Source organism: Flavilitoribacter nigricans DSM 23189 = NBRC 102662 (assembly GCF_002646595.1).
GTDB classification, from domain to species: Bacteria; Bacteroidota; Bacteroidia; order Chitinophagales; family Saprospiraceae; genus Flavilitoribacter; species Flavilitoribacter nigricans.
On record NZ_PDUD01000020.1, the window covers coordinates 139,813 to 163,580 of the forward strand.

Sequence of the window (23,768 nt, forward strand, 5' to 3'; positions counted from 1 at the left end):
TCTATTACATCCCAAACCCAAAAGACCATAAATGAAATCATTTCTTGCTACACATCTACCCGATGGTATCCTGGCTACGGTCGGCAAAACTCCGCTGGTGAGTTTAAAGAAATTATTCCCGGGAACAGGGGTAAAGCTATACGGGAAATCAGAATATCTGAACCCCGGCGGGAGCATCAAGGATCGTACGGCCCTCAATATGCTGACTACCGCTCTGGCCGAAGGCAAACTTCGCCGGGGAGATACCGTCATCGAGAGCAGTTCCGGTAATATGGCTATCGGGCTGGCTCAGGCCTGCCTGTACTTTGGCCTCCGACTTATAGTAGTGGTGGATCCCAAACTGAACAAACAAACCGAGTCTATACTACGGACCTACGGAGCCCGCATTGAATATGTGCGAAAGCCCGATAAAGTGGGCGGATATCTCTCCGCCCGGCTGAACCGGGTAAAAGAATTGTTGAAAAGTACTCCCCGCAGTTTCTGGACCAATCAATACAGCAACCCGGATAATCCCCGCACCCACGAACAGACGATGGCGGAGATCGCCGACGAGCTGAACGGAAAAGTGGATTACATCTTTGTCGCCACCAGTACCTGCGGCACCCTGATGGGCTGCGCCGAATATGTACATCGTAACGGGCTCACTACCCGGGTGATCGGAGTGGACGCCGTGGGCAGTGTAATCTTCGGAACTCCGGAAGGGGAAAGATTGATACCCGGCCACGGCGCCGGCCGACCCTCGGCCTTTTTAAAGAAAGACCGGATCGCGGAGGCCATCCACATCACCGATGAAGAGTGTATCGCCGGCTGCCATCAGTTACTGCGCAGGGAAGCCCTGCTTTGCGGCGGCTCCTCGGGAGCCATTGTTTCCGCCTTTGAAAAATATCTGCCCCGCATCCCGAGAGGCGCCGTTTGTGTGCTGATGCTCTGTGATCGCGGAGAACGTTACCTGGATACGATATATAATGAAGGCTGGGTGGCCCAACATTTCCCCCGGCAAAGCTCCGAACTGCAACGTGCCTAACCAAATACCCGAAACCAATAGTACCATGACGCTCAACAGCTTAAAGCTTTATCCTTCGAACGAACATTATGACACTACCTCTGATCCCGAAGAAATGGCCTACCATATCGCTATCATCGGCGGCGGCCCCAAAGGGCTCTATGGCCTGGAACGGCTGCTGGCATTTTTTAAAGCCGAACCGCCCGCCCTGCCGGTAGCCATCCATATTTTCAATCGCTCTCCATTTATCGGAGCGGGAGATGTGTACCGGCCCGACCAGCCGGAATATCTCATGATGAACTACAGTAACGATTACATCAATATGTGGCCCGGTGACGGCCCGTCTCCGGTGGTCCCGCAACCGCAGTCGTTCACCGAATGGCTGGAAAAGAATCAGGAAGAAGCGGCTGTGCCCGATGCCTGCGCAAAACGTGCGCTGGTCGGCGCTTACCTGATGGACGGTTTTGAACAGCTACGTCAGAACTGTCCGGAAAATGTCCAAATCCACACCCACGAGGGAGAGGTCACGGATGTGATCCCCGAAGGGGAGGTCTACCGGCTGGAACTGGAAAATGCTTCCGGCCGCTCGGTATTAGACCAGCCGTTTGCCCAGCTATTTTTAACCACCGGCCATCCCAAACCCCATTCCGGTTTTACCGAACTGGAATCCGAACCTACAGCCCGGCAGCATTTAGCCAACCATCTTATTCAGGCGGTGTATCCGGTAGAGAAACAACTGGCTGAGATCCGGCCCCAGGAAAATGTTCTGGTCAAAGGACTCGGGCTCACCTTTATCGATGCCGTTCTGGCGCTGACGGAGGGTAGGGGCGGACAGTTTACCGAGACTTCGGAAGTTGGCCTGATCTACCATCCCTCGGGCCGGGAACCGCATAAGATCTATCCTTATTCACGCTCCGGCCTGCCGATGTTCCCCCGGCAAAGTAGTCTGCGGGAGCCCCAGGCCGATTTGTTCTATTTCAAGCGCGAAAAACTGGAAGAACAATTTAAGGATCAGCCCAAGATCGATTTCAAAACCGAACTGCTGCCCCTGATCGATCGGGAGATCATTATCCGCTACTACCGGGTACTGTTCCGGAAGCACGGTGAGACGCTCGAATTGAGCGATGATTTCGACCGGGTCCGGGCGCAGATCGACACCTTCCACCGAACGCACCCTGCCGAAAAGCCATTTAGTCTGGATAATCTGCTGACGGCTTTACCGCAACCGGCTCTGGGATTGCACCAGTCCTTTGTCAACCAGCTGGACAACACCCTGGAGGCGGCCCGGCAAGGAAAGGAACACAGCCCACTGGCCGCAGCCGTAGCCACCTGGCGGGATATCAGTCCGGTATTCAACGATTTTTATTCCTTCGGTCGACTGAGTCCGGACGGCCAACGGGAATTCCTGGAAAAATATGCCGGTCATTTCAATCGCCTGGCTTACGGCCCGCCGATCGTGAATCTGGAGAAGATCCGGGCCATTGCCGCCGCGGGTATTCTGGATTTTAGTTTTGCCCGGTCACCCGAGATCGAGTTCCGTCCGGAACTGGATTGCTTTATGATCAGCCATCCTTTTCATCCCCTGCATACGACGGCTTACTACTGGCTGGATGCCCGCATTCCCAAGGTGCAGCTCAGCCGGGATGTTTCAAAACTGTACCGGAATATGCAGGAACGGGGGATGATCCGGAAATACCATAATACGGACGGTCAGACTACTTTTTGTCCGGGCTGTATGGACCTGGATCACGCCGGTCATCCACGGGACATCCGGGGCCGCTCTCAGGAACGGATCACGGCTTACGGCACGCCGACCGAAGGCGTTACCTACGATAACGATACCCTTTCCCGGCAGCGGAATGATTTCGCGAGCGAATGGGCAAAAGGTATTTGCAAGCGCATCAATGCAGAGGCTTCGGCCAATCAAAGATAGGAAACAAACCGGTGGCCGGCTGCCCGATCTGAAGACAGCAGCCGGCCCGACATTTCAAATCTCTCAATGACATGCAAAAAACAAGCGATATTACACTTTCACCGGGAACCAGTGCCACCTATTTACCACCATTAAAAGCTTTGACCGCCCCCTGGATCAACCGCTTACTGGAGGATCCGGAGCGGATCCGCCGTCAGATGGACGAACACGGATCTCCGCTCAATATCCATTGTCTGGAACCCTTCGCCCGGAACTATCGGGAGTATGCAGAAGTTTTTGAAGATCATCAGCTCCGGCACCTGGTCCTCTTCGCACGTAAGGCCAATAAATGTCAGGCCTTTGTAGAGGCTGCATCCCGGTTGGGTTTCGGCGTGGATACCGCCAGTTTCCGCGAACTTCAGCAATGCCTCCAGCTGGGATGCGACCCGCAGCGACTGGTTTATACCGCAGCGATTAAAGACCGGCGCTCTGTTTATCTGGCGGTACAACACGGCGTTTCCATCATACTGGATAATGTGGACGAATGTATGCTGGTGAAACAGGTGGCCGAAGACCTCGGAAAGCCGGCAGTAGTCGGCTTGCGGATCAGTGGCTTCCACGTGGATGGAAAAAAACTGTACAGCCGGTTCGGCTTTGATATTGATAAGGTGGAAAGCGTGATCCGTAGAGTTTTCCCTACGGAAAAATCCCGTCAACTGATGGATTACCGGGGGCTGCATTTTCACCTGGATGGCTATTCTTCCAATCAGCGCGGAGTGGCTATGCACGCCGCTATGGATCTGGCCTTTAAATTACAAAACTACCAGTTGAATACTCAGTTTATTGATATTGGTGGGGGCCTGCTGATGAATTACCTGGAAAAGCAATCCCAGTTGGAAGCGTTCGAAAAATCCCTGAAATTAGCGCTCAGGGAAGAACGCCTGCCGCTCACCTTCAACAATGACGGATTGGGATACGAAATGATCGACGGAGAATTACACGGCAAGCTGAAAGTCTATCCCTATTTCAACCACAACCCCCGCTCGGTTTTTCTGAATGATATCCTGAATGTGACGAACAGCGCCGGGGTTAGCGTTTCGGCCCGCGCCCGTGCCATGGACCTGGAAGTAAGGATGGAACCGGGCCGTTCCCTGCTGGACCAAACCGGTGTGACAGTGGCCCGGGTGGCCCACCGAAAAGTGGACAGCCGTGGCGATCTACTGGTCGGACTGGAAATGAACATGACCCAGATGTATAGTTCCAGCGCAGATTTTCTACTGGACCCGATCGTTATCAACCAAAATAAGAAACCGGGACAAAAAGGTATTGGGGCCTACTTTACCGGCGCTTACTGCCTGGAGCGGGATGTACTGCTGAAGCGGAAGATCCAGCTGGATCAGATACCGTCCGTGGGAGATCTGGTAGTATTTCTGAACACCGCCGGTTACATGATGCACTTTTTTGAATCCGAAGCGCATTTGTTCGAATTAGCGAGCAATCTGGTTTTTGACGTGAAGCGGGAAAGTTTTACGCTGGATGGAGATGCTTCACTTGCCTAACCAGCGTTTGAATTCCGTTGACTTTTCTTTGCTAATGATCACATCACTCTGCTCCGGTGCCGGATGTAGCTGCAGGATCAGTTTTCTGTTGAAGTAGGGACTGACGGCCTTCAACGATTTATAATGGACAATGTAAGACCGGTTGACCCGAAAAAAGAGGACCGGATCCAGCATTTCAATCAACTCTTCCAGCGAATATTCCAGAAAATAACGGTGATTGTCCCAGGTTTTGCAGTAGCAAAGCTTCCCCTCGGCGTGGATCCAGGCGATCTCGCTGGTTTCCACAGATAACAATTTTTGTCCCTGCTTGACCAGGAACCGTTGCCGGTAAGCGGGGGGTTGGTAGGCAAATTCGCCGGGCTGGGGCATAGAATGCAGCCCGTGTTTGACTTTGCGGTCGATCCAGAGGACCGTCAGGAGCTGGTATCCGAAAAAGGAGAAGGCCAGCAGGTTAATGCCGATCTTTTGGGATGTTTGCAGATCGGTCCAGAGGAGGTCCAGCGCCAGGTTGCCGCAACTCGCCAGCAGGATGCCCAATCCGATCACCCACCACACGGATAGTTTTGAGATCTTCATATTACCGGATCGGTTATTTTATCCCGGCTGACGGCAAAAAATACAGGTCCGGTTTTGGACACTTCACGCTCACCTTTTGCCGCTTCACTCCCTTATCACTTGTTATTTTCCCCCGATCGGGATCAAATTTACATCCGTAAATGAATTTATTAGTCAAAAGAATTTAGGTGATGATCAAAAAATTATTTGTGAGCCTGATTTTGCTGGAAGCGGTGCTCATGGCACTTCTGCTGATGATCACCAGCGCCAGATAAAATAATTGGAAATGAACAAGCCACTGCAAAACCGGATCGACCCCGGTTATTATACCATGCTGTTCCTCGTCATGCTCGGACTGCTGGTTATGCTGGGTACTTTTGTTCTGGGACCTTTGATGTCCGTGCTGAAATAGAAAAGATTGGTCAGTGCGGGATCTCGCCCCGTTTGCACCCATTGCCGGGGAAAGGGACGTTGGAAAATAACTCAGACCTATGGTCCGGGTCGGATGCTCCTGGCATCCCAAGGGCGTATTGGGATGAGTGACTATCTCCAGTGTTTATTTTTTGATGATCCTGACGGCCAGTTCCCCGTCCGGGAGTTCGAGGGGTATCCGGAGCGATCCGCCTACCGCCTCAATTTCCCGGGTGGGGCCATAACTGCCGCTGATCGGATCGACAGTTTCTATTTGAAATGTCCCGTTGCCGGTCCGAAGTACCAGTTCGCTCCGGTCCGTACCGATGGCCCGCAAAAATACGGCATATTGCTCCCTGCCGTCGGATAGCAGATAAGGGATCAGACCGGCGGAACGCTTCACACTGGTATGATCGGGAGACAAGCGCTCCAGCGGCAGGCTGTGCAAAAAGGTACTCAGGATATTCAGCTGGGACCGTAGGGTTTTGCTTCCGCCGCCGGGAGCCTCGTTGTTCCCCGAACCGTCTTCCTTTCCCACGTAAAACGAATAATCGAGGTGGTTGAACAGGCCGCCACCACTCAGCATAAACTGCCAGGCCTGTCTCCGGTACACCTGATCGTCCGGCCCCGCAAAACCAGATTCGTCAAAACCGATGACTTTATCGTAATGGTAATTCCAGCTGACCGCTTCCGGCCAGGCGTAGTGAAAATTGATAATGGAGATTTTTTCACTTACCGCGGGGATGGGAGCCCGGTAATTGGTGTAGTTCTGGGCGATGAGGTGTCGCTTGGGTAGATCATTTTCGGTCTCGGTAATGATCTCCGCCATTTTCTCCTGCCAGTCCAGGGAAGCGGCCGTGGCAAAGTCCGCCTTATAGGTCCAATCGTTTTTTTTCAGTTCTTCCTTATTGACGATGTTGTAAACTGCTTCCGGATGGTCCGCCCAGGGTTCATTCTGGATCTCGAAAAAGAAATTGTCATACTCGTTCAGTTCCTGCACCATTTTCCGGACGTAATTAGTTTGGTAATTCAAAAGCTCGCCATTGTCCAGCGTCTGGGCCCGACGGCGGTCAATCGGCTGGGCCATATTGATATTATTGTCCGGATTCTGGGGCGAAATATCCCAGTGCTCGTCGCGGTAAATGGAAGAAAAGAGGGTTACTTCAACGATGATGTCCAGCGACTGGGCCAGGGCCATGAGATCTTTTAGCCGTTCAAAATAGGCCGGATTCCAGGCATTGAGGTCGTAGCGGGTACGGCCCTGCGCGCCATTCTCCACCGATTGCCAGGGGGTAATTACCCGATCGGGCTGTGGAGCCAGCGTATTATACCGGATACTGAAACTTTCGCCGGGGATCTCGAAATAAGTACCTGTAAAAATGCGGGTATAGTTCATGCCATCTCCCGCCAGCGATTCCAGGTATTTTCGATAATCGAAATCCAGATTTAACAGGGCACCGTAATGTTCCGCTGCCGTGATGAGCGCCAGGGGTTGCCCCCGATAAAGGAAATAGTGGGAATTATTGGGATGTAGGCGTAGTGGGCCCGTTTCGGGAAATTCCGTACTGCCGGTAAGCTCGTGGGACGATTGGCAGGCGGCCAGGCAAAGGCATAACAGGAGAATAGCCGGGTTCCATTTCATGATCCGTAAAAGTTGGTCTTCTCCTCAAGGTAGGAAATTACGGATTACTGTAAGGTCAAATTCATCTATTTATGGTCTTCCTTCCACACCCATCTACTCGCCGGTATGAGATATTTTTCGTGTCTGTTATTCTTTGGTTTGGTCTTTGGTGCCTGTCAGCGTACGATCCGGGACCGCTCGCCTGCTTATCCGTCTATTTTTTTGGTTGGAGAGAAAACGGCCGGTTTTACGTCGGTGGAAGACCTGCGCCTGCCACCGCAGGAAGGGCACCAGACGGTGCTCTGGCGCGACCTTAAAGATCAGGCCCGGGAAGATCTCAAGCTGCCTTTTCTCGATCCGACGATCGACTTCCCGGGACGCAGCCCGGTCCACCTCAGGCATAAGAATGTCAGCTACGATATGGCGAAAGGCGTGTGCGAGCGACTTTTCCGCCTGTCGCTGATGTTCCTGATCACGGAAGAGGCGCAATATAAAGACCTGGTGATGGACCAGATCGAAGCCCTGTACGATCCGGAGCGTTGGCCGATGTGGTGCGACCAGTCCCACATGCGCCACGGCGAGCCCTATGTGGACATCCGCACTTTCCGGATATCCATGTGGGTGGCATTGGCCTACAACTGGTTGCACGATTACTGGACCGAGGAAGAACGACAATACATCGTCGACGGTCTCGACCGCAGGGCGATCCAGCCCTTTTGGGAAAAACTGGCACAGCAACCATTCTGGTACCAGCATCGACACAACTGGTTTACCAATATTTTCGGAGGCATGGCCATCACCGCCATGGCCCTCGGCGATGCGCACCCGGAAACCGGGAAGCTACTGGACACCATAGTGCCGGAAATGATCGCTTTCAATGACTTTTTCGGAGCGCAGGGCGAATTCAACGAACCTCCGGGCTACGCCGGCGCGGTGCGATTTTCCACCGAATTTGCGGAAGCCTACCGCTATTACACCAAAAACGAACGGAATTTACTGAACGAAAAGCCTTTCCCGGAAGTCTGTTACTGGGTGCTTAACCACACTTTGCCGCCGGGCCGTCTGACGGCTTTTGGTGATTCGCAGATCGAGCGGGGATTCAGCAGTATGGCGACCATGGCCGCCGCCGCCAATGCCAACCGGGATGGTATTCTGCAGTGGTACTACCTGCAAAACTTCACGGAATTGCAATCCCCTTTTGAAATACTGTGGTTTAATCCCACGCTGAAACCCACAGCTCCCGACGGAAAGTTGCCGCTTGCGGTGGCCTATCCGGCCTACGGTGCCGATCTGATCAGCCGGACCAGCTGGGATCCGCGTTCGGCGGCCTCGGTGGTGTACGGAAAGGCCGGCCGTGAGACCAACCACGACGATAATGATGTCGGCCAGCTCTGCATCGACGGTTTTGGTGAGCGGCTGATCGTTGATGTGGGCAAACCGGAGCCGATCTACCCGCTGGATTATTTCGCCAAGACGCAGTATAACTACTACACCCGGTCTTCCCTCGGTCACAATGTACTGCGGATCGGAAACGAGGAAATGCGAGCCGAACCCAACGAAACGGCCCGGGGAGAGATCCTCGATTTCTGGGCCGATGATTCGGTCGGCAGCTATTGGCAACTCGACCTGAGCCCGGTGTACGAAAACGCGGAGCGGGTCAGCCGGACGGTAGCCCACCTGCATCCGGGACTGGTAGTGGTGCACGATTATGCTTTGCTAGCGGCAGCGGATAGCCTGGATCTGCGTTGGCACACGATCCATCCTCCCGAAATGTCGGGAGCAGACGGGTTCCGTACCCGATCCGGCAAAGCAGCTCTAAGTGCGAAGGTCATAGAACTGGCGGGAAAGCCACTGACCTTTTCCACCGACCATCACGAATTTAAACCGCCCTATCATCTGACCCGGCAGGATGATCCGCTGGAGCAGCATTATGACCCCTACGTTCGGATCGAGACCGTGGGTAGGGAAGTGGCGCTATTTTCGATCTTTGTCGTCTCACCTGCGGATGATCCGGACCCGGTCTGGCGGGAGATCAGCGATGGTTGGGCGGTGCAAAGTGGTGATACAGACTACGAGATCCGGGTGGAGACGGAAGCCATCCTGTTGTCGAAAAACGGGAAGCAACAAATGCGCATTCCGCTTCTTCCGGGAGCAAAAAATAACTCCAGATGATGAAAAAGATAATGAACAGTCGTCACGCGCTGTGGATGATGCCCGTGTTTTTTGGAAGCCTGTTGATAAGCGATGAACCGCTCCGGTTTGCGGAGCCGGTAGATATTTCCGGAGGCAGCGTAGCGGGTATCAGCGCGCTGGATGTGGCGGATTTTAATCAGGATGGCCTGCTGGACGTGGCCGTACTGGAAGGCGGAGCGCACGCCGGTGGCCGGTTTACCCTGGCCTGGTTTGAGCAAAAAGAAAATAAGACCTGGCAACGGCACGAATTCGGCATCTCGGAACCCTTTGATGATTTCATTGGCTCCGCCCGTTGTGCGGATATGGACAATGACGGTGATCCGGACCTGATCCTGACCAACGACGGCCATACCACAGGACCGCAACGGGTGTATTACTACGAAAATCCGGGCAAAGATAAGGTAAATGCAGCCTGGCCAAATTACCGGATCGCCACTTTTGAGGGCTGGCACGCCAACGATATGCGGATCGCCGATATGGATGCGGACGGCCTACCGGATATCATCATCCGGCACAAAGGTCCGGACGTAGTACGTATTCTTTTCCAGAACAGTCGGGAGGACTGGACGGTGGTCAACGCCCATACCGGTCAGGAAGGGGAGGGGCTGGCCGTCGGTGATATTGATCGCGACGGCTTACCGGACATCACCATGACCGGGCATTGGTTCCAGACGCCTGCCAAACCGCGGCAGGGAGAGTATCGCCGGTGGGATATCGATCCCGTCTTTAAGACCATCAATAAGGCCACTAAAGAAGAAGTTGGAGACCTCAACGGGGATGGTCGTCTGGATGTCCTCTTGTCTCCGGCCGAACATTTTCCGAAATACGGTGGAGCCGATCACGACCTGGCCTGGTATGAAGCGCCCGCTGATCCTACGGACAGCAGCGGCTGGATCAAACACATTATTCGCTCCGGTTACAACAAGGCCCACTGTGCTAAACTGGCCGATTTTGACGGAGATGGCGACCTGGATGTACTCACGGCGGTAGCCTGGGACGATAAGGAGATCCGGATCTATTTTAATGATGAAGGAGTGTTTGACCGGTCCCAGCTGATCATTGCCAGCAAAGGGATCTATTCGGGTGCCGTAGCCGATATGGATGGGGACGGGGATCTGGATATTGTCGGTGAGGACTGCTATGCGCATGAGTCAAAACCCTGGTTGTACGAACAGCAATAATCAATGGCTTTTCTTATTTTGTAGCGATACTGTTTTAGATTTATTGACTGCTGGCGAGTCTAAAGTATTGAGTTTACTGACAAAGCTACTTTTAAAGTTTGGCATAAGAGTAGTACGAAAGATTCAAGATTTTAGTGCATAGTTCTGATGAATAAGCCTAAACCAGTACTTTATCTAAAAACTTTCTGATGACCCCCAGGTATAAAAATTTCCTCCCGGTTTTGTTGATTATTTTATGGTTATCCTGTGCTAAAGATGATCAAAAGAGTTCGCAATTCGATCCGGACATACTTCCGGAGACTCTGACCGATACCCTGTTCAGTAAAGCGGGTGACCCGATCCGGACCGGCGAGCCGATAAGGGTGAAATTTAAAAAAATACCACTGGATAGTGTAAAGTCCTCATCCAGCCAACTGCAGGCAATTCCGGAAATTTTTCCGGCTCTTTCAGAAACTTCTCCGGCAATCCAACCCCGCGTAACTACCCTTCCCGAAGAATTACCCACTGCGGAGCCCGGTGTAGGCAAATTCGCAATGCCCACCCAGCATCCGGTCCGGGGAAAGATCCTGCCGGTTAAAATGATGCCTCCGCAGGAAATAGGTCCCTTTCGATTTAATGATGACGCTAATATAAATATCAAGTACCTCGATGTCGATCAGGGTATGAGCTCCTCCTACGTAAGTGCAATGTTGGAAGATAGCCGGTCCAACTTTTGGATCGGGACCAGTGGAGGAGGTGTGCTTCGCTTTGATGGAAATAATCTTACTGCTTTCAACTTTAAGGACTTTGGAATATTCACCGTTTATCCACGGTTGGAAGATTCCGATGGGAATATCTGGTTTGAAACATTTGCCCATGGTGTTATCTGCTACAACGGAGCGCGCTTTGTACAGTTTGGAAAAGAGGAGGGATTACTGGAGAATAGAAACAGATCGATCATTGAGGATGATCAGCGGAGGATCTGGATCGGAGCCAATAAGGGCGTCAATTGCCTGGAATTGAATGAAGACGGTATAACTGGAAAGGTAAGCTATTACACCCCGGATGAAGGACTGTTGGTAGGTCGGATATTGGCACTAGAGGAAGATTCAAAAGGCCAGATCTGGTTTGCCGGGAGCGAAGGATTTTGCCGGTATGATGGACACCAATTTGTGGCCATTACCGAAGCGGAAGGACTTTCGGGACGTTGGGGATATAGTCTTATGGAAGATAGTAAAGGTAGTATCTGGCTGGGCACAGCAGCTGGAGTTAGCCGGCTGAGCGGTAATACCTTAACGCACTTCACCGAACAGGAAGGAATGGCCGGGCCAAATATTACGGATATTCATGAAGACGAGAGAGGCCGGATCTGGTTATCCTCTTCCGGGGGGGTAAGTATTTATGACGGCGAAAAGTTCCGGATTCACCGGGTGAAAAACGCGGATATTCCCATGGAGTTTACCGGCTTGATGGAAGATAGCTACGGCAATTTCTGGTTCGGTAGCCAGGGGCGGGGACTGATCAAACTGGATCTGAAGCACAACTTTGAAAATTTTCAGAAAATTGAGGAGGATGGATTTGCCGTAGCACAAGCTATTGAACTGGATAGAAATGGTAATTACTGGTTCGGCACGCCGGGACGTGGCATTTACCGATTTGATGGAAAACAGTTTTATAGGTTTTCCCAGGCTGAAGGTCTGGCCCATGATTTTATCTATAGTATCCTGGAAGATCGCGAAGGCCGGATCTGGATCGGCACCAGATCCGGACTAAGTCAGCTTATTCCCGATAAAAGAGGAATCGGAGGGGTGTTTTCAAATTTCCCTCCATTGTTTGGTGAAAGACCAGCGGTCATCTTTGATCTGTTGGAGGACACAAAGGGACGCGTCTGGATCGCTACCAGTAATGGCCTGGGGTACTTTACCGGTGAAACCTTTGTGGATTATTCCGCCGACATGACTATCCCCAGAATGGTCGTTTTTTCTATATTCGAAAGTTCGACGGGAGCTATTTGGTTGGGTACAACCAATGGAGCTGTAAAAATAGAAACGGTAAATAACGACATAAAATCAACATTTACATTTATCACAGAGAAAGAAGGATTTGGATTAAAAGGAGTTAATGATATAGTGGAAGACAAAAAGGGGAATCTTTGGTTTGCGGGGCCCGAAGGTGCTTCCTATTATGATGGTAAAAATTTCTTGAAAGTTCCGTTGAAAGATAGTTGGTGGAATCATTCCTATCGCACTATGGGGAAGTACAATTCCCTGCTTGTGGATAGCCTCAACCGCATCTGGATCAGTCGCGAAAAAGAGCTGAGCCTGATCGTACCAAAAGAAGCCGTACCGAAGCAGATCAGTGTTGAGGATTCAATGACCTTCAATGACCTGTACCAAATATTCAACTTCGGTAAGGATGATGGTATTTTCACTTTTGAAATGTACGCCAGAAGTGTACTGTTGGATGATAAGAACCGTATCTGGTGGGGAGGAGGACCGTATTGCGTCCGTCTGGATCTGAATGAGTTTCAGCTGCCGCAAGAGCCTCCAAGGATGAACCTGAACCATATTGAGATCCGGCAGCAATTTGTCGATTTTCGATCCCTGAGCGATTCGCTTTACCGGGATACTATCGCCAACCACCAGGCGATAATGGCGAGTTTTGACTCAGTGGTTCCCTTTCGTAATTATCCCGAAACGCTGGACCTTCCCTATGACCTGAATCACCTGACCTTTCATTTTTCGGCGACAGACTGGGCCGATCCGACGGCGATCCGTTATAGATTCAGGATCGAGGGCCTGGAGGAAGGCTGGAGTCAACCGCAGGCCAGTCCCCGCGCTGATTACCGGAACCTGCCTCCCGGGGAGCATCAACTGCTGGTACAGGCGATCGGGAAAGCCCAGAAATGGTCCGCACCATTCGTTTATTCGTTTCGAATTCGACCACCCTGGTGGCAAACCAGATGGGCTTACCTTTTGTGGATATTGTTGGCCGGGACCTTGGTCATGACGATTTACCGCTATCAGTTAAAGCGGAAACTGGCGCTGGCCGAGAATGAACGCCTACTGGAATTGGACCAGGTGAAGTCCAGACTTTTTACCAATATTACCCACGAATTCAGGACACCGCTCACGATCATTCTGGGAATGGCCGATCAGATCCGAAGTCGCCCGGAAAAGTGGCTGGAACCGGGAAGTGAGATGATCCGGAGAAACGGCCGACAGGTCCTGCACCTGGTAAACCAGATGCTGGATCTGGCCCGGATAGAGTCGGCAACCCTCGACAAAAAAATGGTGCAGGCCAATGTGATAAGTTACCTGAAATATCTGGCTGAATCTTTTCAGAGTCTGGCCATTACCCGACGGATACGATTGTATTTCATTGCGGAAATGGAAACCTATCGAATGGATTTCGAGCCCACTCATCTCATGCAGATCGTAACCAATCTCCTGACCAATGCCTTGAAATTTACTCCGGCAGGAGGGGAGGTGCACTTTCGGACAAAAGAAATAAAAAAGTCCGCAGCGACCTACCTGCAAATCTGTATTCGGGATACCGGAGAAGGGATCGCGCCGGAAAATCAATCAAAGATCTTCGATCGATTTTACCAGGTAAATAGCTCGGGCGAACGCATGCGTAGTGGAACCGGGATCGGTCTGGCGCTCACCAAAGAGCTGATCGAACTGCACGGCGGCTCCATTGAGGTTTCCAGCAAGGTCGGGATCGGCACGGAATTTACGGTTTTGTTGCCGGTGGGCCATGCGGCTCCTCTGGTCGAATTACTGGAGGGTGAACTGCTGGATAACAATTTATTGCCTTTGGCTACTTCCGGCCTGGAATCCGGTCCGGAACTGGAAACGGAAACGAGTGGAACGGTAAAGGAGGATGCCAATGAGCTGCTGATCGTAGAGGATAATACAGACGTAGTTCGGTATCTGCAGGCTTGTCTAAGGGGGCATTATGAATTGATTATCGCCAGAAACGGTACCGAAGGAATCCAATTGGCAACAGACCGGGTCCCGGATATCATAATCAGTGATGTGATGATGCCGGGAAAATCCGGATTTGAACTTTGTCAGACCCTAAAGAGTGACGAAAAGACCAGTCACATTCCGATCATTCTGTTGACGGCCAAAGGTGATCTGGACTCGAAGGTATACGGTTTGTCCCACGGAGCCGATGTGTATTTGCCCAAACCCTTTTATGAAAAAGAGTTACTGGCCCACCTGGAGAACCTGATCGTGCAGCGGCAAAAATTACAAACCTATTATCAGCGCATCCTGAAAGGTATTGCTCCGGCAGATCCCACCCCACATGAAAACCCGTTTTTGACCAAAGTGCTGCAGCTGGTTGAAGCAAATCTGGATCAGTCCGAACTGGATATTCAAAGCATAGCGGACCAGATGTTTGTGACCCGGGTGCAGCTCTTTCGGAAAATTAAAGCCCTTACCGGGAGTTCTCCTTCTCAGTTCATCCGCTCTTATCGCCTAAGAAGGGGAAAACAGCTATTACTTGGCACTCAGCTTTCGGTTGCTGAAATTGCCTATAGAACGGGTTTTTCCGATCCTTCTTATTTTTCGAAAACGTTTAAAGATGAATTCGGCGTTTCCCCCTCGGCGATCAGAAAAGATAATCTTAAATAATACGTGGTGTTAAATCTTAAATGTGTCATTAGATAGAAAATTTCATTTTTTAATTTCATTTAAAATATTGATTTTCAAATAGATATTTGTGTGATGTAACATATTTACACGAAGAAGTAACATAATTCCAACGGAGTGTTTTATAAAAAAAGGACCTTGCCGTGGCACGGTGAAAGTCAAGACAAAACCTTTTCGATCGGTCTAATTATTCACCGGCATTTTTATAACTATTAAATCCCGGTATTATGCTAAGACAACTGACCCTTTCCCTTTTTTTGATCCTTTTCTGTTCCTTCCTGCACGGCCAGGCCACAACGAATAATATCCACCGTAGTGGACAGGATTATTTCGAATTCGGAGATGGATGGATCGTAAACGTAGACTGGAATACGACGGCTAATTATCGCTATGTAAATGATAAGAAAGCTGCACTCGAAACCAGGTACACTTTTCATTTCCGGGAAAAGTGGAATTATGAGAATACGATTACCGGAGAGACCGTCACCGCTCCGACCGCCGGACACGTCACCGGCGCCTACGTCTACAATTCAGGTGATGATGTTTATTACGATGTCCAGGAGGTCTTGCATTGGGTGAAGGATCCGGTTTTCGGAGATTACCACCTGGTGCAGAAGGTTTTCTTTGGCCTGAATCCGGATACCGGGTATTTTGAAATAATCGATATCAAGATCGAACGGGCTACCAACTAAATCAGGTTGCGATGCAATCTGGTAGAAAGTATAGAGTTGAGGGTAGAAGGACTGCCAATCGTTAAAATGAGCGATTTAGCACAATTCTACCAGTCTCAGTCTCTCTACTCTTTACCATCTTCTCTCTACAATTCAAGTATCGAAACTTGTTGACTAAATCTGAATATACCAATACCTGTTTTTTGCGATGGTTGTTATCAGAATTGGACTGCTGGATAAGGGCCATCGCATTTTATTAACTCCGAGAAGGTCTGGATCCTCCGCTTGGTAATCCTGTTTTGATCCGTCCGAAAAGCTTGCCCGGTCACTATCCGTAAGGTGAACATAGTGGGTTAGCTGAAGGACTTTCCAGGTAGATCTACTGTATCGCTGATGGATACAGACAGGCTCTCAATTTCCCAGTTATGAAACTTAATAAGTTATTCTTTTTACTGTTGATCATTCCGATATCTGGCCTAAAAGCCCAGTGGAAAAGCCTGGGTAGCGGGATAGACGCATCACCACGACAGATCTTTACCATGCACGCCGTGAATGAGCAGGTGGTCTGGGCAACTACCGGATTCGATCCTATATCATTCGTGCCTTCATTTGAATTCACCCGGACTACGGATGGTGGCAAAACCTGGAAACCCGGCCGGCTGCAGATCGATGCTGATCTCTATCATTTTGACCTGTTCGCACTGGACTCCTTAACGGCCTGGGTAACCACCGCGGACGAGGCGGATCCGATCTCCGGTAAGATCTACAAAACCACGGATGGCGGGAATACCTGGATCCACCAAGCGTCCGCCTTTACCGGATTCAATCAAACGCCGGCTTCCCTTTATTTCTGGGATGCGCAAACCGGAGTATCGTTTGGAGCTACCTGTAAAGATGCCTACGATGATCAGATTTCCATCTATACCACAGATGATGGGGGTGACAACTGGTCACAGGTGGTTGGGGCAGATCTACCCGAACAACTACCCGGTGAAGCCATTTGCCTCTGGAGCGGTAACAGCAACTACGCAGCCGTGGGGGATACGATCTGGTTTTTCACCAGCTACAGTCGGGTATTCCGTTCAACGGACCGGGGTAAGACCTGGAACGCTTTTCTGGTGCGTTTGAAAAACGCCATTTCGATTGCCTTTAAAGATTCCCAAAACGGCATTCTTGTTGGGTTCTTTCCCAACGGGGCGATGCGCACAACGGACGGAGGGGAAAGCTGGTATCCGATCGATATCCCCGCTGATGTCCGGTCTTCGGAAATTGCCTATGTGCCCGGTACGGCCGGCACCTATCTGGTCCAGGATGGAGATATACTGGGCGACCAGGACATGCTGATCACCCACGACGACGGGGATTCCTGGGAACTGCTGAGTTCCAACGAGAATTTATCCTGCCTTGAATTTTTATCTCCCACGGTTGGATACGCCGGAGGAGAGGTACAGGGCGTTGATCAGGGAGGCATTTACCGGTGGGAAGGCAATCTGTTTTCCGGAACAGTGGACGTAAAAGAATCATCGTTTAACAGAGGTATCCACCAGCTGGAATTATTCCCGATTCCCAGCCGGGACGAAATAAACATTTCACTTCCGGAAGGCTTCGATGATCGGGTAAGCGTTGAAATTTTTGATCTGAACGGTCAGCGGGTACTGCAAAATGAAATACTGAATGGTACTCAACTGGCTATAAACGCACTTCCGGCGGGAATGTATCTGATGAAAGTACGGGACCGACATCGATCGGTTTCCCGAAAATTCCTGAAAGAATAAGCCCTAATGTACCCCATACTCCCTGGAGTTTACGACCAAATAAAGAGGCACTTTTAATGAGTGTTAATTTGAGAGAACGGTCGCCGGTTATTCGGTTAACTGGTGACCACTCAAATTCCTTAAAATGTATTGAAAGGATCATTCCTGGTGAAAGCCCGTCATGGTCAAAAGGGAAAAGGACCCGGGCCGGTAAAACCTGAGATTATCCCAATTTGTAACATAACTCCAAAAATCGGTAACATAATTGAAAGTGCCGTAAAGCGGCGATCCGGATATTTGTTTAGCCTTGGAGAACAAACAGTGCACTTTTCGGAAATAAGCATGTACTAAACCCATTTTTAAATTTCTAAACCCTAAACATTATGAAAAAGTATCTGATGCTTTTTGCAGCATTTGCCTGCTCTATTACCATCTTATCCGCTCAGTCTTCATGGACCCACAATGACCATTACGAGGGCAGTTACACCATTCCGGTAACCGCAGAATGGGTGGCCGAAGTGGTATGGTCCCAGGTGGTCAACCACGTCCATCAGGTGAATAGAGAGGGACAGATGGTGACTAAATACACCATCCATTACCGGGACAAATGGAACTACACCAACCTCGTTACCGGGGAGACTGCAACTTCTCCCGGTGTTCAGAATGTTACCGGCGATTTCATTACCTGGCCGGACGGCTTTTCCAATGATCGGCGTTTTATCGAACATTTTGTAAAAGATCCGATATACGGCAGCGCCCACCTGGTCTTTCGCCTGATCTGGGAAGAGAATCCGGAAACCGGATTCATTGAGATCGTCGAGATCCAGAATGAGTGGCAAAAATAATGCGCCCCTGATCTCCTTCACACTACGAGGACCAAGTCAATGAATGGTCTGTATACTTGAAACATATTTACAAAGTCTCTGAAACAAGCAAATAAACACCGGCATTTTGGAATGCTGAAATGGACGCATGGTCACTGCACCCCGTTGGGGTGTTCGGGGACATTCGGGATCGATAAGCTGGAATTATATCGCAGTATATTCAATTATAAGTGTTTATTGTGTGGCCGTTAAGTACCTGCCGGTATTTAACGGTCTTTTTTTTCGATACCTTTCGGTGGATGATTAAATTTGGCGCGGTTCATAAAATCCGGCAACATGTTCAAGCGAAAGATCAAGTTCAATTCCGAAAAGCTGTTGAGTATTTCCGCCATGGGGATCAGCTTCATCACCCTGATCATCTTTATTTATCAGACCAATCTGATGAGCCGCCAGAATAACCTGTCCATTATGCCTTATCTGGACTTGTCGACTACGGAAAACAGTGCTAATCGGGAATATACTTATCAGTTGAACCTGAAAAACCACGGCATAGGTCCGGCGATTATCGTATCGGTGCGTTGTATGTACCGCGGGAAGTCATACGATCTGAAAGATTACGACAATTATTTTTTCCGTTTCCTGGAAGAGCAACTGCCTGAACTCAAACAACTCACCAGGACTTCCGCGTCGTCCCTGGATCGGGGCATGGCGATACCGGCCAATACCAGCTACAATATCTTTACCGTAAAGGATTCGCTGGGGTACCAGCTGATCACTGCCGGCCTCCAGAAAATGATCGCTGAAGGGTTTGATTACGAGATCGTTTATAAATCCATTCAGGATGAACGCTGGATGATCGATTACAATTCGGAAGGCCCCCGGAAACTGAAGTGAGCTCAGGCCGAAGGCCCGAAAGGAGGAGCAGCCTATCAATAATCGATTCCGAAAACCTTGCATCAATTCGGGTGGGTACTTTTTTCGCTTTGCATACACTTGAATGTGTCGCCTCGCAGCAGAGTTAACCCAGAACGCAGCGGAGCGTCACCCTGAAAACCGTACCAAAAATCCATTATGAAAACGAATTCTTTTGTATTGCTGGCTTTCTGGATGGCTTCGGTCATTCCATTGATCAGCCTGCCCAAACCGGAACCCCAATTTGAAGATCACGTACAGGAAGTGATGAGGGCATTTCGCCAAAAAGACACCCGTGCGCTGAATGAAATGATCCATCCGGAGCGCGGTCTGATGATTGTTTTCCGTCCCGGAGTATTTAACAACTACTACCACTTCAAGGAAGTAGATCTGAATGAGCCCCACCCACACTATCTGCCGGAAATCACCGATTCTGTGGATCACCAGATTGCCTACGAAAGCCTGCCCACCTTTTCCTGTGATGAATATGTTTGGAATAAAACGGGATTGTTTTGCGATACCACCAGCGTGGATCATTTACTGAGCAGGACGGCCCAGAACCGGATACGGTACGATCTCGGAGAGGTAACGGACGAAGAGATACAGGCGTTTACGGATCTGGAAAACAACAGCCGCAAGGTGGTCCTGGCGGATAATGTCGGAAGAAGCCTGATGTTTTCCCTGACGCCCATCGACGGTAAATGGTACCTGACCATCATCGACCTGGTGAGGAATGATTGTAGTACTTAGGCCAGTGCCGGATCCATATTAAACTTCTCCTTGCCTCTTTACAATTGCCTAAGCCGTCCCTTAGAGCAGTTTGCCCTTCATCCACGGCGCAGTGTTTAAAAAATTGGCCACTGCACTGCCGGGAGGTACGATCTCATCGCAGGCGGCCTGCATCTCCGGACTGATGCTTTGTTCCATCAACGGGATGAGGTCCTTCAATTGATCCAGCGTCCGGGGGCCGCAGAGGGGCGCATTTACCCCCGGCTGTCCCATTACCCACAGCATAGCGAGATGAGCCGGCACATATCCGGCTTCGCGGGCGAGTTGGGCGAAACGCTGTCCGGCCGCCACGGCTCTGTTGGTGATGCGCTCGGCGTAGATCCCGCCGCGGCGGTAGCGGGGCGTATCAAAACTTTCCCTTTTCTGGTTATCGTATTTACCGGTAAGCATGCCCATAGCGAGTGGAGACCAGGCCAGCACGGCGAGGTCGGCCCAGGCGCAGGCGGGCAGTATCTCGTTTTCCGCCCGGCGGTCCAGCAGATTATACGGTAATTGTTCCGACACGGCGTAGCGGTAATTCCTGAACTCGGACAGTAATTTACTTTCGGCAATTTTCCAGGACGGGGAGGTCGTCGCACCAAAATACCGAATCTTTCCCTGCTGGACCAGATCGGTCATCGCCGCCAGTACCTCTTCCAGCGGCATCTCCATATCGATCCGGTGCAGCTGGTACAGGTCGATGTAATCGGTCTGCAATCTGCGCAGGGAATCTTCACAGGCGCGGATGATGTGCTTGCGGGAAGTGCCCCGGTCATTGATCCCCTTATTGCCGGTGGGATAGTAGAACTTGGTGGCGAGAATGATGTCTTCCCGCGTCCCGCTTTCCTGCAGGGCTTTGCCAATGATCCGTTCCGATTCGCCGGCCGCATAACTGTTGGCGGTGTCGATCAGATTGATGCCGTTTTCGATTGCACAGTGGAGGATCTGGATCGATTCTGTTTCGGCGGTTGGATTGGCAAAGTTATCGGTACCCAGGCAGATCGGGGAGACCCGAAGGCCCGTCCGTCCGAATGGGCGATAGTGTTTGGCTGCTAACATGCTACAATTGGTAAAGTTACAGTTGCTAAGCTAGCATTCCGGAACCGGATTGCCAAGTGTGGAATAATTCATCACCAAAACCGAAAATCAGGGAGGAGGCTGTAAGGGACGGCTAGGAGCTCTAGCGCCTACAGAGAAAAGAAATATTGATATGAAAAAAATAGCCGCCGGTATTTTCCTGATCCTTGTGTTGATCCTGTTCGTTTCCCTGACGCAGGTATGGGCTCAACCCGTTCGGGTAAGTGAGAACGGGCGTTATCTGGAACGGGCGGACGGCAGCCCCTTTTTCTATCTCGGGGACACCGCCTGGGAATTGTTCCACCGCCTCAACCGGGAGGAAGCCGATCGCTACCTGACGGATCGAGCCGAAAAGGGCTTTACCGTCATTCAGGCCGTCATCCTGGCGCAGCTTGGCGGCCTGACCGTGCCCAATGCGAATGGAGACCTGCCGCTGACGGACAGTGATCCGACCCGGCCGGTCGAAGCTTATTTCGAGCACGTGGATTATATCGTCGAAAAGGCGGCTTCGCTGGGACTTACGATAGGTATGTTGCCGACCTGGGGTAACTACTGGAATTCCATTGCCCCGGATGATATCATTTTTACGCCGGAAAATGCCCGGACTTTCGGTTCCTATCTGGCTAAGCGCTACGACGACCAGTCGATCATCTGGATACTGGGCGGCGACCACAACGTCCATACGCCCGAGGATAAAGCTATCGTGGAAGCAATGGCGGCCGGTATAAAAGCCGGCGATGGAGGAAACCACCTGATCACTTACCATCCGCGGGGACCGGGCTTATCATCCGATTATTTCCATGCGGCCGACTGGCTGGATTTCAACATGTACCAGTCGTCCCACGGCGGCCACGATCACGACAACGGCCTGTACGCCGAACGCGATTATGCCCTGGAACCCGCCAAGCCTACACTGGACGGAGAACCTCGCTACGAACGCATTCTTGCCGGTTTCTACTTCGACGGTTTCAACCGGCAGGATCGCTTCGACGACTACGATTCCCGACAGGCCGCCTACTGGTCCGTGCTGGCGGGTGCCTGCGGACATACCTACGGACACAACAGCATCTGGCAGATGTTCACGCCGGGTCGAACCCCGGTCATCGGGGCTATTACTCCCTGGTACGAAGCCCTGGATCATCCGGGAGCTTTCCAAATGAAACATTTCCGGAAATTGTTTGAAGCCTATTCGGTGAGCAAATTGCAACCCAATCAGGGCCTGATTAAAAGCGGACCCACTTTCGGAGGCGCAAAGATCCGGGCGGCCATGGCCAGTGACGGTAGTTTTGCCCTGGTATACAGTCCGATGGGCGCGCCGTTCACCATCGATAAAAGCGATGTTACCGGCAGTCGCATCCGGGAGCGCTGGTACGATACCCGCTACGGCATCGTTTATACCATTCATACGGGAGATACCAAAGGCATACAGACCTATACGCCACCCACTTCCGGACGCGGTCAGGATTGGATACTGATCCTGGAGAATGCGGATCAGGAAACTCGATTACCCGATAACTGAAAGTAGAGCCTACTTCCGGCCGTTCTCGAAGCCGATCTTCCGACTCACTTCCTGCCGAAATTCCTTGTCCCGGTAGTTAAAGATGTCCGCCAGGGTCATTCCTTCGTCTACGTTCTGGAGGCCAAGCTCTTCCATCAGTTCGTTTGTCTTTTGGTTGGAGAGCGGTTTAAATTCGTAGTAGGCGATCATTCTTCCTTTGCGCAGGAGGGCTTTGTCGATGCGGTCGATGCTGGTATTGAAGGTGCAAATGATCTTAATATTCAGAAAGTCACTGAATAATCCGTCCGTCAGTTGCAGGATGGTAGAGACCACGGAATTTTCGTGCACCTGATCCCGGGACATGATCACCTTTTCCGCATCCTCAATGATCAGAATGGCGTTGCGGTTCTTGAGCATGAAGGAAATGAAATCCGGATGCAGCAGTTCGTTCACGAATTCGTTCTGAATAAAAATAAAGGTCTTGTCCGCAAAGCGGGTGATCAGACTTTTGATGTAAGAGGTCTTCCCCGTACCGGGATCACCGTGCAGCAGGATCAGACCGGCTTTTTCTACCGCCAGGGATTGCAGAATGATATCATCTACTTCCCGGAAATCATCATTATAGAACTTCTCGACGTCCGTTTTAAACTCATCGGTCCGTACGTCTTCCGTGAAAAAGCAATGTTTGTTGTGGGACAGTACCTTAAAGACGGGAGTCCGACTGACGCCGAAGGCGCCGCGAAGCTGGTGGTTCTTCTGAACGACCCATGATCCTAGATCTGCATCGGACAGATCGTAATAAAAAACAATTTCCAGCGATTCGTATTCCAGCGATATCCAGACGAGCAGGTTTTTAGTACGACTTTTAAAAAGCATCCGGGCGGGAAAGTCCCGGGTGAAATCGGCGCTGCTGGAGTTCTCGGTATTCCAGTGCCGGAACAGTTCTTCCAAATCCTCTTCCTCCGGGTTCAATTGGTCCAGTACCTGTTCTGAATGCTCCTTGTTGGGTTTCAGCGGAGCGGACAGGGTCAGTTTGGAAGGAAGCGCATTAAAACAAAGGGCGAAATAGGTTTCCTTGGCAAATTCGTTATAAGAATTAAAAGCTTGGTGTAATTCTAACATGCTCGATTGATTCATTAATGACCACTCTAACGTGTATCGTTTTTCAATAGTTCCTTACCCGGGATCT

Annotated in this window: 17 protein-coding genes; 13 read left to right on the forward strand and 4 right to left on the reverse strand. The window is 50.9% G+C overall.

Annotated elements, in window-relative coordinates:
* Positions 1-31: 31 nt before the first annotated feature.
* The 3 genes from sbnA (at position 32) to CRP01_RS14645 (ending at position 4,474) form a co-directional block, all read left to right on the forward strand.
* Positions 32-1,024: a 2,3-diaminopropionate biosynthesis protein SbnA gene (gene sbnA, locus CRP01_RS14635; RefSeq protein ID WP_099150806.1), complete on the forward strand. Its 993-nt coding sequence runs from the start codon at positions 32-34 to the stop codon at positions 1,022-1,024.
* Positions 1,017-2,936: an FAD/NAD(P)-binding protein gene (locus CRP01_RS14640; RefSeq protein WP_170110375.1), complete on the forward strand. Its 1,920-nt coding sequence runs from the start codon at positions 1,017-1,019 to the stop codon at positions 2,934-2,936. Before sbnA ends, CRP01_RS14640 begins: the two co-directional genes overlap by 8 nt.
* Before the next feature lie 71 nt (positions 2,937-3,007).
* Positions 3,008-4,474, forward strand: a complete 1,467-nt coding sequence (locus CRP01_RS14645) for a type III PLP-dependent enzyme domain-containing protein (protein ID WP_099150808.1) — start codon at positions 3,008-3,010, stop codon at positions 4,472-4,474.
* On the opposite strand, the gene CRP01_RS14650 is transcribed toward CRP01_RS14645, so the two are convergent.
* Entirely contained in the window at positions 4,463-5,050 is a 588-nt protein-coding gene (locus CRP01_RS14650; RefSeq protein WP_099150809.1) for a LytR/AlgR family response regulator transcription factor, read from the reverse strand. The genes CRP01_RS14645 and CRP01_RS14650 overlap by 12 nt on opposite strands.
* Before the next feature lie 265 nt (positions 5,051-5,315).
* Here CRP01_RS14650 and CRP01_RS43175 point away from each other — a divergent pair, with 265 nt between their 5' ends.
* Positions 5,316-5,441 carry a hypothetical protein gene (locus CRP01_RS43175; RefSeq protein ID WP_262510324.1) on the forward strand — a complete coding sequence of 42 codons (126 nt, stop codon included), beginning with the start codon at positions 5,316-5,318 and terminating at the stop codon, positions 5,439-5,441.
* A gap of 144 nt (positions 5,442-5,585) precedes the next feature.
* On the opposite strand, the gene CRP01_RS14655 is transcribed toward CRP01_RS43175, so the two are convergent.
* Positions 5,586-7,082 (reverse strand): hypothetical protein, encoded by a 1,497-nt coding sequence (locus CRP01_RS14655; RefSeq protein ID WP_099150810.1) that lies wholly within the window; start codon positions 7,080-7,082, stop codon positions 5,586-5,588.
* Between the two features lie 105 nt (positions 7,083-7,187).
* Between CRP01_RS14655 and CRP01_RS14660 the strand changes: the two genes are divergently transcribed.
* From CRP01_RS14660 to CRP01_RS14700, 8 genes are all read left to right on the forward strand, one after another.
* The gene (locus tag CRP01_RS14660) at positions 7,188-9,233 is read left to right on the forward strand and encodes a heparinase II/III family protein (protein ID WP_143473389.1); all 2,046 of its coding nucleotides are present in this window, start codon (positions 7,188-7,190) and stop codon (positions 9,231-9,233) included.
* Entirely contained in the window at positions 9,230-10,435 is a 1,206-nt protein-coding gene (locus CRP01_RS14665; RefSeq protein ID WP_099150812.1) for an FG-GAP repeat domain-containing protein, read from the forward strand. Before CRP01_RS14660 ends, CRP01_RS14665 begins: the two co-directional genes overlap by 4 nt.
* A 221-nt stretch (positions 10,436-10,656) precedes the next feature.
* The gene (locus CRP01_RS14670) at positions 10,657-15,057 is read left to right on the forward strand and encodes a hybrid sensor histidine kinase/response regulator transcription factor (protein ID WP_170110376.1); all 4,401 of its coding nucleotides are present in this window, start codon (positions 10,657-10,659) and stop codon (positions 15,055-15,057) included.
* 245 nt (positions 15,058-15,302) lie between these two features.
* Positions 15,303-15,767 carry a hypothetical protein gene (locus CRP01_RS14675; protein ID WP_099150814.1) on the forward strand — a complete coding sequence of 155 codons (465 nt, stop codon included), beginning with the start codon at positions 15,303-15,305 and terminating at the stop codon, positions 15,765-15,767.
* A gap of 404 nt (positions 15,768-16,171) precedes the next feature.
* The gene (locus CRP01_RS14680) at positions 16,172-17,521 is read left to right on the forward strand and encodes a T9SS type A sorting domain-containing protein (protein WP_099150815.1); all 1,350 of its coding nucleotides are present in this window, start codon (positions 16,172-16,174) and stop codon (positions 17,519-17,521) included.
* 362 nt (positions 17,522-17,883) lie between these two features.
* On the forward strand, positions 17,884-18,345 hold the full coding sequence (locus tag CRP01_RS14690; protein ID WP_099150817.1) for a hypothetical protein: 462 nt from the start codon (positions 17,884-17,886) through the stop codon (positions 18,343-18,345).
* A gap of 315 nt (positions 18,346-18,660) precedes the next feature.
* The gene (locus tag CRP01_RS14695) at positions 18,661-19,218 is read left to right on the forward strand and encodes a hypothetical protein (RefSeq protein WP_099150818.1); all 558 of its coding nucleotides are present in this window, start codon (positions 18,661-18,663) and stop codon (positions 19,216-19,218) included.
* A gap of 177 nt (positions 19,219-19,395) precedes the next feature.
* Entirely contained in the window at positions 19,396-19,986 is a 591-nt protein-coding gene (locus CRP01_RS14700; protein ID WP_099150819.1) for a hypothetical protein, read from the forward strand.
* Positions 19,987-20,046: 60 nt separating this feature from the next.
* On the opposite strand, the gene CRP01_RS14705 is transcribed toward CRP01_RS14700, so the two are convergent.
* Entirely contained in the window at positions 20,047-21,063 is a 1,017-nt protein-coding gene (locus tag CRP01_RS14705) for an aldo/keto reductase (protein WP_099150820.1), read from the reverse strand.
* 151 nt (positions 21,064-21,214) lie between these two features.
* On the opposite strand from CRP01_RS14705, the gene CRP01_RS14710 reads away from it, so the two are divergent.
* Positions 21,215-22,600, forward strand: a complete 1,386-nt coding sequence (locus CRP01_RS14710) for a glycoside hydrolase family 140 protein (RefSeq protein ID WP_099150821.1) — start codon at positions 21,215-21,217, stop codon at positions 22,598-22,600.
* A 9-nt stretch (positions 22,601-22,609) separates the two neighbouring features.
* Here CRP01_RS14710 and CRP01_RS14715 read toward each other — a convergent pair whose 3' ends face one another.
* Positions 22,610-23,701 (reverse strand): AAA family ATPase, encoded by a 1,092-nt coding sequence (locus CRP01_RS14715; RefSeq protein WP_099150970.1) that lies wholly within the window; start codon positions 23,699-23,701, stop codon positions 22,610-22,612.
* Positions 23,702-23,768 lie beyond the last annotated feature (67 nt).

Bases quoted from the DNA above. Each gene is read 5' to 3' on its own strand.
- sbnA (WP_099150806.1), top strand. From the start codon at position 32: ATGAAATCATTTCTTGCTACACATCTACCCGATGGTATCCTGGCTACG.
- CRP01_RS14645 (WP_099150808.1), top strand. From the start codon at position 3,008: ATGCAAAAAACAAGCGATATTACACTTTCACCGGGAACCAGTGCCACC.
- CRP01_RS14650 (WP_099150809.1), bottom strand. From the start codon at position 5,050: ATGAAGATCTCAAAACTATCCGTGTGGTGGGTGATCGGATTGGGCATC.
- CRP01_RS43175 (WP_262510324.1), top strand. From the start codon at position 5,316: ATGAACAAGCCACTGCAAAACCGGATCGACCCCGGTTATTATACCATG.
- CRP01_RS14655 (WP_099150810.1), bottom strand. From the start codon at position 7,082: ATGAAATGGAACCCGGCTATTCTCCTGTTATGCCTTTGCCTGGCCGCC.
- CRP01_RS14660 (WP_143473389.1), top strand. From the start codon at position 7,188: ATGAGATATTTTTCGTGTCTGTTATTCTTTGGTTTGGTCTTTGGTGCC.
- CRP01_RS14665 (WP_099150812.1), top strand. From the start codon at position 9,230: ATGATGAAAAAGATAATGAACAGTCGTCACGCGCTGTGGATGATGCCC.
- CRP01_RS14675 (WP_099150814.1), top strand. From the start codon at position 15,303: ATGCTAAGACAACTGACCCTTTCCCTTTTTTTGATCCTTTTCTGTTCC.
- CRP01_RS14680 (WP_099150815.1), top strand. From the start codon at position 16,172: ATGAAACTTAATAAGTTATTCTTTTTACTGTTGATCATTCCGATATCT.
- CRP01_RS14690 (WP_099150817.1), top strand. From the start codon at position 17,884: ATGAAAAAGTATCTGATGCTTTTTGCAGCATTTGCCTGCTCTATTACC.
- CRP01_RS14695 (WP_099150818.1), top strand. From the start codon at position 18,661: ATGTTCAAGCGAAAGATCAAGTTCAATTCCGAAAAGCTGTTGAGTATT.
- CRP01_RS14700 (WP_099150819.1), top strand. From the start codon at position 19,396: ATGAAAACGAATTCTTTTGTATTGCTGGCTTTCTGGATGGCTTCGGTC.
- CRP01_RS14705 (WP_099150820.1), bottom strand. From the start codon at position 21,063: ATGTTAGCAGCCAAACACTATCGCCCATTCGGACGGACGGGCCTTCGG.
- CRP01_RS14710 (WP_099150821.1), top strand. From the start codon at position 21,215: ATGAAAAAAATAGCCGCCGGTATTTTCCTGATCCTTGTGTTGATCCTG.
- CRP01_RS14715 (WP_099150970.1), bottom strand. From the start codon at position 23,701: ATGTTAGAATTACACCAAGCTTTTAATTCTTATAACGAATTTGCCAAG.